A 13,668-nucleotide genomic window follows, 5' to 3' on the forward strand; every position below is an offset into this window, starting at 1 on the left:
ACATTTGTCTTTCATTTTTTAGCCTGCCCAACGGCATAATTTCAAAGTTACAGATATGTTACAAGTTGCATTTTTAAGAGCTCATAAAGAAGACATAATAAATCGATTGCAAAAACGAAATATTGATGCTTCAGAGATGGTTAATAATGCCATTTTATTTGATGAAGAACGACGAGCTTTACAGACTAAATTAGATAATGCTAAATCAGAATCTAATAGCATATCAAAAGAAATAGGAATTTTATTTAAATCTGGTGAAGTACAGAAAGCAAATGTTTTAAAAGAGAAGACAACGCAATTAAAGGAAGATACCAAAGAACTTGAACAAGAATTAAATGGTAAAGTTGAAGCTCTCAACAACTTACTTTATACTATACCAAATATTCCTAACACTATTGTTCCTTCTGGTAATACAGATGAAGATAATGAGGAAGTATATAGAGAAGGTGATATACCCACATTATTTGATGGTGCGTTACCACACTGGGAACTCGCAAAGAAATACGACATTATTGATTTTGAGCTTGGTAATAAAATTACTGGTGCCGGTTTCCCTGTATATAAAGGTAAAGGTGCAAAATTACAGCGTGCACTAATTACTTATTTCTTAGATAAAAATACTGAAGCTGGATATACTGAATACCAAGTGCCACATTTGGTAAATGAAGCTTCAGGATTTGGCACAGGTCAATTACCAGACAAAGAGGGGCAAATGTATCATGTGGCTGCAGACAATTTATATTTGATCCCTACGGCCGAAGTTCCTGCAACAAATATCTTCAGAAATACAATATTAACTGAGAGTGATCTACCTATAAGTGTTACTGGCTATACCCCCTGCTTTAGGAGAGAAGCTGGTAGTTATGGTGCACATGTTAGAGGTCTTAACCGGTTGCATCAATTTGATAAAGTAGAGATTCTTAGAGTGGAGCACCCTAATAATTCTTACCATGCACTAGACGGAATGGTAGAACATGTTAAGGGCATTTTGAAAGAATTAAAATTACCTTATAGAATATTACGTCTTTGTGGTGGTGATTTAGGATTTACCTCAGCCCTTACTTATGATTTTGAAGTTTTCTCTACTGCACAAGATCGCTGGTTAGAAATTTCTTCTGTTTCAAATTTTGAAACTTTCCAGGCTAATCGACTAAAATTACGCTTTAAGAACAATGAAGGTAAAAACGAATTATGCCATACGTTAAATGGAAGTTCATTAGCACTACCTAGAGTTTTGGCTGGAATCTTAGAAAATTGTCAGACGAAAAATGGTATAAAAATCCCAGAAATACTAGTACCCTACACAGGTTTTGACCTTATTTCATAGCACGAAAAACACTTTCTAAAAGACATGTTGTGTTAAAAAAATGTGTTTTTTACCGAATTTTTGTGTATTTCTTCGTTTTTTTATTTATTTTAGTAATGTGATTAGGCCAAATCAATAACTGACCTAGAAATGAAAAATATAAAACGACTGGTTTTACTCGTGACTTTAGTTGTTATGGTAAGCAAAGTTTTGTTGTAATACTTAAAGTATTAATAAAATAATACCTAAGAAACCAAGACAAAGTAACTGAATCATATTTAATAACGAATAATGATTAATAGCACATTTATTTTGCTGGTCAAAATGCCTAAACGTTAAGTTTAGGCATTTTTTTATCATAAAATTTACAATATCTGGTTGAGCCGTTTGTTATATTTACAAAAAGATTGGCATGCGCAAAGTACTTTTAACATTAATGTTACTTATAGAAGTTCATTTTGGAAATGCTCAAAACAATGAAATTCTAGCAGACAGCTATTATAAAAAAGGCGAGTTTAAAAAAGCCTTAATCATTTACCAAAACCTACTTAAAGAAAAACCATATAGTTATAATTATATTTTTAAAGTTGTAGATACGCACCAACAACTCGAGCAATTTGATATGGCGGAAGACATCCTTGTACAAAAATTAGCTAAAAGAAGAAATCCAACTCTTATTGTAGAACTAGGTTATAATTATCAACTCAGAGATAGTCTGGACAAAGCACACATACTTTATAAAGAAGCAATTACTTACATAAACGAAAAACCGAATTACATATATAGTATTGCAAGAAAATTTGAAGAACACTCTCTCCTAGACGAAGCAATAAAAATCTACAACAAGGCAAAGCAATTAACTCCTGATAAAAACTATAATATTCAACTCGCCAGAATATATGGAGATCAAGGGGACGTTGAGAAGATGTTTGAAAACTATATTGAATATATAGACTATAAACCAAATTATCTTAACAACATAAAACGGTCTGTTAGTGATTTTATATCTGAAAATAAGGACAATGAAAATAATGTTTTTTTAAGACGTCAACTCCTAAAAAAATTACAACAAAATCCTAGTTCGTATTGGTATGAAATGCTAAGTTGGCTATATGTACAAGAGAAAGCTTATGCTAAATCCTTTATACAGGAAAAAGCTATATATAAACGAAATCCTGAAAGTTTAGATCGTATTTTAGAACTCGCTATCACTGCACTTAATGATAGTGATAATGACACAGCAAAGGATATTTTTAACTACATATTAAAAACTACTTTAGACCCAAGTACAGCTCTTACCGCACATCAGTTCATTCTACAGATAGATTCTAAAAATGAGGATAAAAAATCTCTAGATCGGATTGAGGAAAAGTACAAGGAATTATTTCAAACATTTGGACTTTCTGAGTTAACATTATCACTTCAATTAGCTTATGGTAAATTTCTGGCGTTTTATCAAAAAGATACTGACGCCGCGACAAAATTTCTCAGAAAAAGTATGAAATTGAATATAAGTGACTATCAGAAAGCTACTGTAAAATTATTGCTTGCTGATGTACTCGTTTTACAAGAAAAGTTTAACGAAGCACTGATATTTTATTCTCAAATTCAGGCCAATTTAAAAAACAGTATTATCTCTCAAGAGGCAAGATTTAAGGTTGCTAAAACAAGTTATTATAAAGGTGATTTTGACTGGGCAGAATCACAGCTCAAAATACTCAAATCATCTACTTCTCAATTAATTGCTAACGACGCTTTAGATCTTAAACTTCTCATTTCTGACAACAAATATGAAGATAGCACCAGAACAGCTCTGAAACTATATGCAAAGTCAGACCTGTATACATTTCAAAATAAAACAGACAAAGCAATCTCCATTTTAGATAAAATTCTAGCAGAACATAAAGGAGAGAGTATAATTGATCAAGCTTTATATCAACAAGCAAAATTGTATGAAAAAAAGAAGCTTTTTAATAAAGCCGAAGCCAATTATCTTTTAATTATTAAAGATTTTAGAGAAGAGATTTTAATAGATGATGCCTTGTACCATTTAGCAGAACTTTACAACACATTTCTTTCAAAAACTGAAGATGCTAAAGCTAATTACGAACGTATAATCTTCGAACACGAGGATAGTATTTACTTCATAGACGCAAGGAAGAAATTTAGAATGTTAAGAGGAGATCCTATAAATTAGGGTTATATCACTTACTTTTGCCAAATACTATACTAGAAAACAATTTCAATGATAATTTATAACGTCACTGTAAATATTGATGATTCCGTGCATTTGGAATGGCTAGAGTGGATTAAAGAACATATTCCACAAGTTCTGGCAACTGGTAAGTTCTCTGAAGCTAAACTCACAAAAGTGCTGGTTGAAGAAGAAATGGGTGGGCAAACTTATTCAATACAATATAAAGCACACAACAGGGAGGCATTAAAAAAATACTACCTAGAAGATGCAGAAAGATTAAGAAAAGACGGATCTCAAAAGTTTGCAGATAAAATGCTGGCCTTTAGAACTGAATTAGAAATAATAGACGAATATACAGTCAACTTCAATTAAGTTAAAAATTGTGGCAAATCAAAACCAAGTTAAGGCAAAAAAACATTTAGGTCAGCATTTTTTAAGGGATGAAAATATTGCCAAAAAAATTGCTGATTCACTTACATTAAAAGGTTACAAAGATGTTTTAGAGATTGGTCCTGGTATGGGAGTTCTTACAAAATACTTACTTAAAAAAGATATTACAACACGTGTCATTGAAATTGATAAAGAATCTGTTGAATATTTAAAGAATCATTATCTTAATCTAGCTGATAGAATCTACGAGAGAGACTTTTTAAAATATGATCTTAACGAAATATTTAAAAACAAACCCTTTGCTATCATTGGTAACTTCCCGTACAATATTTCATCACAGATTGTCTTCAAAACATTAGAAATGCGTGATCAAATACCTGAATTTTCAGGTATGTTTCAAAAGGAAGTTGCTCAGCGTATTTGTTCTAAGGAAGGCTCTAAAGTATATGGTATACTTTCAGTTTTAACACAGGCTTTCTACGATGCAGAATATTTATTCACTGTACCTCCTACTGTTTTCAGTCCACCACCAAAAGTAGATTCTGGAGTCTTACTATTAAGAAGAAAAGACGACTACCACTTGCCTTGCAACGAAAAATTATTTTTCCAAATTGTTAAAACAGGCTTTCAACAGCGCAGAAAAACATTGCGTAATAGTTTAAAAATTTTTAATCTTTCAGATAATTTAAAAGCAAATGCTATCTTTGGGCAACGACCAGAACAATTAGGTGTTTCAGAATTTATTGAACTAACCACCTTAATTGAAAATGATAACAACTAAAACATGAAATTTTAGTTTTTTATTGAAGATTCTAGTGGAAGAAATTCAAGATAACATACAATTTCAGCTCACTGATGAGCTTATTAAAAACGTTGAAATCCTTGTTGAAAATAATAACGACAAGGAACTTGTTAAGTTGCTCAATGAGTTTCACTACGCTGATATTGCAGAAATTCTTGATGAATTAGATCTTGATGATTCCATTTATGTAATTAAACTTCTGGACTCAGAAACGACTTCAGATATTCTTACTGAGTTAGATGAGGATACAAGAGAAAAAGTTCTAAAGAATCTTTCGGCAAAAGAAATTGCAGAAGAATTAGAGGAATTAGACACAGATGATGCCGCAGATATCATCGCAGAACTTCCTGAAGAGCGCCAAGAAGAAGTAATCTCTAAAATAGAAGATGAAGAACATAGAGAAGAAATTACCGAGTTATTAAAATACGAAGATGATACTGCAGGTAGTTTAATGGCTAAAGAACTTGTAAAAGTTTATGAAACATGGACTGTTGCAGGTTGTTTAAGACGGATTAGAGGGCAAGCTAAGGAGGTAACTCGTGTCCACTCTATTTATGTGGTTAATAAGGAGGAAAAATTGATTGGGCGATTATCCCTAAAAGATTTAATTGTTGCGAAAAACAATCAGAAAATTTCTGAAATTGCAAAGGATAATGTAGACTTTATCAATGTAATTGATGATGTTGAGGACGTTGCAAAGGTAATGGCCAAATATGATCTTGAGGCAATACCAGTTGTTGATGACTCACAAACACTTTTAGGTAGAATTACAATTGATGATATTGTTGATGTTCTTAAGGAAGAAGCAGAAAAAGATTACCAGCTGGCTGCTGGTATTACCCAAGATGTAGATTCTGATGATAGCATTATTGAGTTAACTAGAGCAAGATTACCTTGGTTATTTCTAGGACTTATTGGTGGTGTAGGAGCCTTTGTAATTATGGAGGGATTTCAAGAAGCCTTTAACCAATATGCAATATTGTTTTTCTTTACACCTCTAATTGCTGCAATGGCTGGAAATGTTGGTGTACAATCCAGTGCAATTATAGTACAGGGTCTTGCAAATGATGATATAAAAGGAAGTATAAACAGAAGACTTTTAAAAGAAATGTCGTTGGCCACGTTAAATGGTATTATTTTGGCCGCATTTTTATTTTTATTTGTTTGGATTTACATTGGTGAAATTGATAAAGCAATTGCAATATCTGCTTCACTTGTAGCTGTTATAATCATTGCAGGTTTAATAGGAACCTTTGTGCCTTTATTTTTGGACAAAAGAGGTATAGACCCTGCAATTGCAACTGGTCCGTTTATTACCACAAGTAATGATATCCTTGGTATTCTTTTATATTTCTGGATCGCAAAATTAATTCTTGGTATATAATTATCTGCTCTTTGTATCTTTGATGCATGAAAGCGATAAACATTAAAGAGAAGTTCACAAAATTCAGTAAAAAATGGCATCCGCATCAAATAGCAGTAGTTGATGATATGCAGGTTATCTTAGCCAAATTAAAGGGTGAATTTGTCTGGCATAGCCATGATAATGAAGATGAATTGTTCCAAGTAATTAAAGGCACACTTTATATGCAATTTAGAGATAGAACAGAGGTTATAAATGAAGGTGAATTTATTGTAGTGCCTAAAGGTGTAGAACACAATCCTTGCACTAAAAACAATGAAGAAGTTCATGTACTTTTATTTGAAAAAATAAACACAGCACATACAGGGAACGTAGTACACGAACGTACACAATCTGAATATCCAAAGATTTGAAAATACTTCATATAGATAGTAACCATAATCTTCTAATAAATCAGCTTAATGATTTAGGCTTTGAAAACATAGAAGATTACACATCCTCAAAAACAGAAGTTGAAGCTATAATTTCAGAATATGATGGTATTGTTATCCGCAGTCGATTTACAATAGATAAATCATTTTTAGATGCTGCTTCAAACTTAAAATTTATTGGTCGTGTGGGAGCCGGATTAGAAAATATAGACTGTGATTATGCCAAAGAAAAAGGTGTTTGTCTTATTTCAGCACCAGAGGGAAACAGAAATGCTGTTGGCGAACACGCCCTAGGTATGCTATTATCACTTTTTAACAAACTAAATAAAGCAGATGATGAAGTAAGACGAGGCAAATGGCTTAGAGAAGACAATCGCGGGTTAGAACTCGATGGTAAGATAGTTGGTTTAATAGGTTATGGTAATATGGGTAAAGCTTTTGCTAAAAAACTTAAGGGATTTGATGTTGAAGTGCTTTGCTATGATATAAAAGAAGAAGTTGCTGATGAAAATTGTAAGCAAGTAACTTTAAAAGAACTTAAGGAAAAAGTTGATGTTTTGAGTTTACATACTCCACAGACTCCTCTATCCTTAAATATGGTTGATAGAGAATTTATCAATAGTTTTAAAAAGCCCTTTTGGTTAATTAATACTGCACGTGGTAAAAGTGTTGTTACCAAAGATTTAGTTGAGGCCTTAAAAAAAGGCAAAATATTAGGCGCAGGCTTGGATGTATTAGAATTTGAAAAGGCCTCATTTGAAAATTTATTTTCATCAAATAATGTACCAGATGTATTTCAAGAACTTATAAGTTCAGATAAAGTTTTATTGACGCCACACGTTGCTGGCTGGACAGTTGAGAGCAAATTTAAACTCGCACAAACCATTGTAGATAAAATCAAAGCTAAATTTTGCTAAATTAGAAGATTACTTAATCAATCTAATTATGCAATATAATGCAGACTCACCAGAAGACTATATATCACAAGTTCCTGAAAATAGACAGAACACGCTTAAAAAATTACGGAAAACAATAAATGACAACTTACCTGTAGGATTTGAAGAAGGTATTATTTATAAAATGATAGGCTATTATGTGCCTCATTCTCTTTATCCAGAGGGTTATCATTGTGACCCAAAAATACCATTACCCTTCATGAGTTTTGCCTCACAAAAAAATTCCATTAACTTATATCACAGTGGTATTTATGCCAAGAAAGAACTTCACGACTGGTTTGTTAATGAATTTCATAAGCATTCCTCTAGAAAATTAGACATGGGTAAAAGTTGCATCAGATTTAAAAAGATAGAGGAAATCCCATTTGAATTGATAGGAGAATTAACAACGAAAATGACATGTGATGAATGGATTGATATTTATGAATCTGCAATAAAGAAAAAATGATATGAAAAAAAGAGTAACAGGAATCGGAGGATTATTCTTTAAAACTAAAGATCCAAATGCATCTAAAGAATGGTATAAAAAACATTTAGGTTTTAATACTGACGACTATGGATGTACCTTTTGGTGGAAAGATAAAGAGGGAAAAGATTGCTCCACACAATGGAGTCCGTTTAAAGCAGATACAGGTTACTTTAAACCCTCAGAAAAATCATATATGTTTAATTACAGAGTTGAAGATTTAGAGGCGCTTTTAGGGGTGTTAAGAGAAGAAGGTGTGACAATTGTAGGTGATATGGAGACATATGATTATGGAAAGTTTGCTTGGATTTTGGATAATGACGGTAACAAAGTTGAACTTTGGGAACCGGTAGATTTAGTCTTTAAATAATAAATTTTTGAGTTTAAAAAAGCTACATATTAACTTATTATTTATTTAAGACCTTATAATTATTGATGACCTATTTAGTTTTATACAATTTGTATGTAGGTAAAATTTTTAATGCGTCCTATTCTCTTTTTCACTTTTCATAAATTTACGTTCTAACTCAGCCTGAAACTCTTCCATAACAGGTCTCACTGTACTTTCCGGTAAATCTGCAATCTTAATATACATAAGACCGTCTACTGCATTATTAAATAATGGATCAACATTAAATGCAACTAGTTTAGCGTTTTGCTTAATGTACTTTTTTAATAGAACAGGAAGCCTTAATGCTCCAGGCTCTACCTCATCAATTATTTTATCAAACTTATTTAAATCCGCTTCTGTAGAATCAAAAACAAAATCCTTGTCTGCATCCTTAAGTTTCACCTTAAATTCTTTCTTTGGATGAACATATTGTGCTACATACGGGTCGTAATAATGAGACTTCATAAATTCAATCATTAAACTTTTAGAAAAATTCGAAAATTTATTACTAATACTGACGCCTCCTATTAAGTATTTATGCTCAGGAAATCTTAGGGTTGTGTGCACTATACCCTTCCACAGCAAAAATAACGGCATTGGCCTTTGTTGGTATTCTTTTATGATAAAGGCTCGTCCCATTTCTATGGACTGGCTCATCATTTTATAGAGTTCTGGTTCAAATCGAAATAAATCCTGAAGATAAAATCCATTTATCCCAAAGCGTTCGAATATCTTTGAACCAAGTCCCATTCTATAAGCACCAACAAGTAATTGCTTACTACAATCCCATAAAAACATATGATGGTAATACGTATCAAAAGCGTCTAAATCTATGGCATTGTTTGTCCCCTCACCAACTTCTCTAAAGGTTATTTCTCTCAGTCGCCCAATTTCGCGAAGAATATTAGGTATGTCTGCTGCGGAGGCTAAATACACCTCATAATCTTTACTTTGTAATAATCTGCAATCCTTCTCCCTTAAGAGGTTTAATTCATCCATCATAACTCCTGAATCTATAGGTGTTACAATTCGTTTAGGAGGCTTCGGCACTTTAACTGTAGACTTTATATTATCTAATATCTTTGGCTTGTCTTCAAATGTTTTTGAAAGCATGTAGGTCTTTCGTCTTAAAAACTCTGAAAATTCACTTAAACTTTCATGTTCATTTTGATCTTTAACAGAAATTGCCCTTCCCACTCTAACTTTAATCACTCTGCGTTTTTGAGTAAGTAATTCTGAAGGTAACTTCGCTGTTCTTAATGTGTCACTTATTTTTGAAAGCCTGTAGAACAATCTACTGTTTTTAGCATGAAAATATATGGGTACAACAGGGACTTCTGCTTTTTGGATAAGCTTCATGGCAGCTTCTTCCCATGGTTTGTCAACTACCAACTTACCATCTCTGTAAGTTGAAACTTCACCAGCTGGAAAAACACCAAGTGGACTACCTTCCCTTAAGTGAAGAATGGCATTTTTGAATCCTGAAACACTACTTTTTACGTCCTTTCTATCCTCAAATGGATTGACAGGCATAATAAAGGGCTTTAATGGTTCTATTCTATGCAACAGAAAGTTTGCGATAATTTTAAAATCACTGCGTTGCTCCAGCATCAATTTTAAAAGTAAAATACCGTCAATTCCACCCAAGGGATGATTGGATATCGTAATAAATGGTCCTTCCTTTGGAAGTCGTTTCATATCTTCTTCAGGGATTTCAAATTTAATCTGAAATTCATCTAATATACTGTCAAGAAACTCGAGTTTACTCAGGTGCTTATTGCGCTTATAAATTCTATTGAGTGTAGAAATTTTCAGGACCTTCATTAAAATCCAACCGAAAAAAGTACCCAAAAAACCATATTTATCGGCATTAATCGCCTTGGCTACTTCCTTAGCAGTCACTAATCCAATTTCGGTTGATTTACCCATAAAACAAATGTAATAACTATTTATTTAGTGACAATTTGAACTGTCTGCTGTGTTAATTGTTTCAATAAAACTGTTTTGCCGTTTTCTAATTCAGTTATTGCATCATTGTTATAATGTCTTATTGTATAAAGACTAACATTGTCATAACTCGTTACTTTAAATTTTGCCTTTAAGTGTTGTAACAGCTTTTCAAGATTATCATAAATATTATCTACACAAACGGAAAAACTTATGGCGGAATTTTGTATGACATCAACTTTCATTTTATATAGGTGTAATAAATTGAATATATCACTGATATTTTCCTCGACTATATATGAGAAATCTAAAGATGATAACGAAATAAGTGTTTGATTTTTCTTTACAATAAAACAAGGGATTTCTGGATCTAGTACTTTACCCTTCGAAACTTTTGTTCCATCATTTTTAGGGTTTAGAAATGATTTTACAAACAATGGAATTTCTTTTCTTTGCAAAGGCTGTAATGTTTTGGGATGAATTACGGAGGCTCCATAAAAAGCGAGCTCAATAGCTTCTCTATAAGATATTTGATGCAATAATTGAGTATTTTCAAAATACCTTGGGTCTGCATTTAAAACGCCAGGTACATCTTTCCAAATAGTAACGCTATTTGCGTTTAAACAATATGCAAAAATAGCCGCAGTATAATCACTTCCTTCTCTGCCTAATGTAGTTGTAAAATTATTAGTATCACTACCTAAAAATCCTTGGGTAATATTCAGTTTTTTAGCATCAAACTTCGACGAAATATTTGCTTGAGTCGTTTCCCAATTAACATTGGCTCTTCTGTAGTAATTATCTGTTTTTATATATTCCCTGACATCGATCCATTTATTTTTTAACCCAATTTCATTCAAATAATAGCTAATTATTGTAGTAGAAACAAGTTCACCAAATCCTATGGTTTGATCATAAACAAAATTGTAGTCTGGTGATTTATTATTTTTAAAGAATAATGTAAGCTCATCAAACAATGATTTAACTACATTAAAAATATTATGTCTGTCATTCTCAAATAATTCTAGAATAATTTCATTGTGGTATTTAATCACATCGTGAATTGTACTCTGTAATTCAGCTTTATTATCAAAATAATTTTTAACAACCAATTCTAAGGCATTGGTAATTTTGCCCATCGCAGAAACCACAACAAGTGTGTTTTCATAGCCTGTTGTGTTCAATACTTTTGCAACGTTTCTTACGCCTTCCGCGTCCTTAACAGAAGCACCACCAAACTTATAAACTTGCATTATAAATTCTTTAAATAATTACCAATAGCTTCTTCATCTAATTGAACAACATCCCAGTCTCGCATTATTTTTGCGCCTTTACTTTCGTAAAATTTAATTGCCGGTTCGTTCCAGTCTAAAACCTCCCAACTCACACGTTTTACATTTAGGCTTTTTGCATATTTCACTACTTCATCTAACAATATTGTCCCAAGCCCTAATCCTCTACAAGACTCACTTACCATGAGGTCTTCTAAATGAATAACTTCACCTTTCCATGTTGAATACCTTGGATATACAAGGGCTATGCCTTCAACTTCATTATTAATTTCTACAACAAAACATGTGAATTTTGGGTGTGCACCAAAACCATCATTCTTCAGATCTTTTAAAGTAACCTCAACTGCATCAGGTTCTTTCTCAAAAATTGCCAATTCATTGATGAGTTCTAAAACTCTTGGCATATCTTTTATTGTTGCTAATCTTGGTTGGTACATACTTATCTTAAAAGAACTCAAATATAATTCAAAACTAACGTTACATAACAATTAATTTAATTTACGAAAACGTTATAGTTTGTAAAATAATACGATATTTGTGTCAATTATTCAATTTAATGCTTCATGTCTCATACTAATCAAACTCTCGGTGAGTTTATTATTGAAAATCAGTCCTCATTTAAATATACCTCTGGAGAACTCTCTAGATTAATAAATTCTATAAGACTAGCGGCTAAAGTGGTTAACCACGAGGTTAATAAAGCAGGTCTTGTTGATATTTTAGGTGCAGTTGGTGACACCAATATACAAGGGGAAAATCAGCAAAAATTAGATGTATATGCTAATGAGAAGTTTATCCAAACTATGACAAAAAGAAACATTGTTTGTGGTATTGCAAGTGAAGAAGAGGATGATTTTGTAGCTATAAACAGTCAAGATGAAAACCATCAAAACAAGTATATTGTTTTAATTGACCCTCTAGATGGTTCATCTAATATTGATGTAAACGTTTCTGTAGGTACCATTTTCTCTGTTTACAGGCGTGTAACACCAGTTGGTACTCCTGTGACTATTGAAGATTTTCTTCAAAAAGGAAATCAACAAGTTGCAGCTGGGTATGTTATTTATGGAACATCAACAATGTTAGTATATACCACTGGAGATGGTGTTAATGGGTTTACCCTGAATCCAGCCATAGGTTCGTTTTATTTATCTCACCCAAATATGCAATTCCCAGAAGATGGTCAAATCTATTCGGTAAATGAGGGTAACTATATACACTTCCCAAAAGGAATTAAAGACTTTATAAAATATTGTCAGAAAGAAGAAGAGGACAGACCTTATACTTCCAGATATATTGGTTCTCTAGTTTCAGACTTTCATAGGAATATGATTAAAGGGGGAATTTACATGTATCCTAAGAGTTCAAAAAACATGAACGGTAAGTTACGTCTGTTATATGAATGTAACCCAATGGCTTTTTTAGCAGAACAAGCCAATGGTAAAGCCAGCGATGGTTTTACTAGGATAATGGATATTGAACCGACAGAATTACACGAACGTGTCCCTTTTATTTGTGGAAGTAAAAATATGGTAGAAAAGGCTGAGGAATTTATGCGCAACGCATAAAAAAACGAGCTAATTGCTCGCTTTTTAATTAAGTGTATTGATTATTATTGATTCATATTTTTTATACCATCAATAAATTCGTCTAAATCATGACCTTGGCTAACTAATTCTAGTGCTTTATCCGTTATATACTTTACGTTAATAGCATGAAAACCAAGTGCAACACAGAATTTTCTTAATATTTTCTTTTCTTCTTCTTGATGTATTTTATCTGCCGCTACCATTCTAGCAAGATCGAATAAACGTTCTAATCTGTGGTCATAGGATACTGGTGGATTTACAGGGTGAGATTCATAATCCTTCATTATTCTTTTGTAATCATGCTCACTGATATTTAATCTGTCTGCTAATCGATTTAGAAATTCTTTTTCCTCCTCCGAGATTACACCATCACTCATAGCAACTCTTACAATAGCTCCAAAATGGTCTTTATTTCGCTTTCTAAATTCGTTATCGTATAAATCTGAAATGGACATAAAAATAGGTTTAATAGTCTTTAGTTAATGTGCCTACAAATATAATTCTATTCCTAGAATTTATCATTACAGAACAGCTCAAA

14 protein-coding genes are annotated in these 13,668 nt (G+C 32.4%); 10 read left to right on the plus strand and 4 right to left on the minus strand.

Features of this window, described 5'->3' with window-relative positions; genetic code table 11:
- Positions 1-55: 55 nt before the first annotated feature.
- From serS to DUZ96_RS03200, 9 genes are all read left to right on the plus strand, one after another.
- Complete coding sequence (gene serS / locus DUZ96_RS03160) at positions 56-1,327, plus strand: serine--tRNA ligase (protein ID WP_114300460.1); 1,272 nt, start codon at positions 56-58, stop codon at positions 1,325-1,327.
- Between the two features lie 391 nt (positions 1,328-1,718).
- Complete coding sequence (locus tag DUZ96_RS03165; RefSeq protein WP_114300461.1) at positions 1,719-3,503, plus strand: tetratricopeptide repeat protein; 1,785 nt, start codon at positions 1,719-1,721, stop codon at positions 3,501-3,503.
- Positions 3,504-3,551: 48 nt separating this feature from the next.
- Positions 3,552-3,875 (plus strand): DUF4286 family protein, encoded by a 324-nt coding sequence (locus tag DUZ96_RS03170; protein ID WP_114300463.1) that lies wholly within the window; start codon positions 3,552-3,554, stop codon positions 3,873-3,875.
- 10 nt (positions 3,876-3,885) lie between these two features.
- Positions 3,886-4,674: a 16S rRNA (adenine(1518)-N(6)/adenine(1519)-N(6))-dimethyltransferase RsmA gene (rsmA, locus tag DUZ96_RS03175; RefSeq protein WP_114300465.1), complete on the plus strand. Its 789-nt coding sequence runs from the start codon at positions 3,886-3,888 to the stop codon at positions 4,672-4,674.
- 22 nt (positions 4,675-4,696) lie between these two features.
- Positions 4,697-6,079 carry a magnesium transporter gene (gene mgtE, locus DUZ96_RS03180; RefSeq protein ID WP_409010759.1) on the plus strand — a complete coding sequence of 461 codons (1,383 nt, stop codon included), beginning with the start codon at positions 4,697-4,699 and terminating at the stop codon, positions 6,077-6,079.
- A 26-nt stretch (positions 6,080-6,105) separates the two neighbouring features.
- Positions 6,106-6,471: a cupin domain-containing protein gene (locus DUZ96_RS03185; protein WP_114300467.1), complete on the plus strand. Its 366-nt coding sequence runs from the start codon at positions 6,106-6,108 to the stop codon at positions 6,469-6,471.
- Positions 6,468-7,406, plus strand: a complete 939-nt coding sequence (locus tag DUZ96_RS03190; protein ID WP_114300469.1) for a 2-hydroxyacid dehydrogenase — start codon at positions 6,468-6,470, stop codon at positions 7,404-7,406. The genes DUZ96_RS03185 and DUZ96_RS03190 overlap by 4 nt, the downstream gene beginning before the upstream one ends.
- 28 nt (positions 7,407-7,434) lie before the next feature.
- Positions 7,435-7,893, plus strand: coding sequence for a DUF1801 domain-containing protein (locus tag DUZ96_RS03195; RefSeq protein ID WP_114300470.1), 459 nt, complete (start codon positions 7,435-7,437; stop codon positions 7,891-7,893).
- A 1-nt stretch (position 7,894) separates the two neighbouring features.
- On the plus strand, positions 7,895-8,281 hold the full coding sequence (locus DUZ96_RS03200; RefSeq protein ID WP_114300472.1) for a VOC family protein: 387 nt from the start codon (positions 7,895-7,897) through the stop codon (positions 8,279-8,281).
- A gap of 108 nt (positions 8,282-8,389) precedes the next feature.
- Here the strand turns inward: DUZ96_RS03200 and DUZ96_RS03205 are convergent, their stop codons facing one another.
- The 3 genes from DUZ96_RS03205 to DUZ96_RS03215 are packed head-to-tail and all read right to left on the minus strand — an operon-like array spanning position 8,390 to position 11,945.
- Positions 8,390-10,231, minus strand: a complete 1,842-nt coding sequence (locus tag DUZ96_RS03205; RefSeq protein WP_114300474.1) for a lysophospholipid acyltransferase family protein — start codon at positions 10,229-10,231, stop codon at positions 8,390-8,392.
- Between the two features lie 20 nt (positions 10,232-10,251).
- Entirely contained in the window at positions 10,252-11,502 is a 1,251-nt protein-coding gene (locus DUZ96_RS03210; protein ID WP_114300476.1) for an aspartate kinase, read from the minus strand.
- Positions 11,502-11,945 carry a GNAT family N-acetyltransferase gene (locus DUZ96_RS03215; RefSeq protein ID WP_258774301.1) on the minus strand — a complete coding sequence of 148 codons (444 nt, stop codon included), beginning with the start codon at positions 11,943-11,945 and terminating at the stop codon, positions 11,502-11,504. The genes DUZ96_RS03210 and DUZ96_RS03215 overlap by 1 nt, the downstream gene beginning before the upstream one ends.
- A gap of 159 nt (positions 11,946-12,104) precedes the next feature.
- Between DUZ96_RS03215 and fbp the strand changes: the two genes are divergently transcribed.
- Positions 12,105-13,109 (plus strand): class 1 fructose-bisphosphatase, encoded by a 1,005-nt coding sequence (fbp, locus tag DUZ96_RS03220; RefSeq protein ID WP_114300480.1) that lies wholly within the window; start codon positions 12,105-12,107, stop codon positions 13,107-13,109.
- Positions 13,110-13,153: 44 nt separating this feature from the next.
- Here fbp and DUZ96_RS03225 read toward each other — a convergent pair whose 3' ends face one another.
- The gene (locus tag DUZ96_RS03225; protein WP_114300482.1) at positions 13,154-13,585 is read right to left on the minus strand and encodes a TerB family tellurite resistance protein; all 432 of its coding nucleotides are present in this window, start codon (positions 13,583-13,585) and stop codon (positions 13,154-13,156) included.
- Positions 13,586-13,668: the final 83 nt, after the last annotated feature.

This window comes from Winogradskyella sp. KYW1333 (assembly GCF_003335675.1).
Lineage (GTDB): Bacteria > Bacteroidota > Bacteroidia > Flavobacteriales > Flavobacteriaceae > Winogradskyella.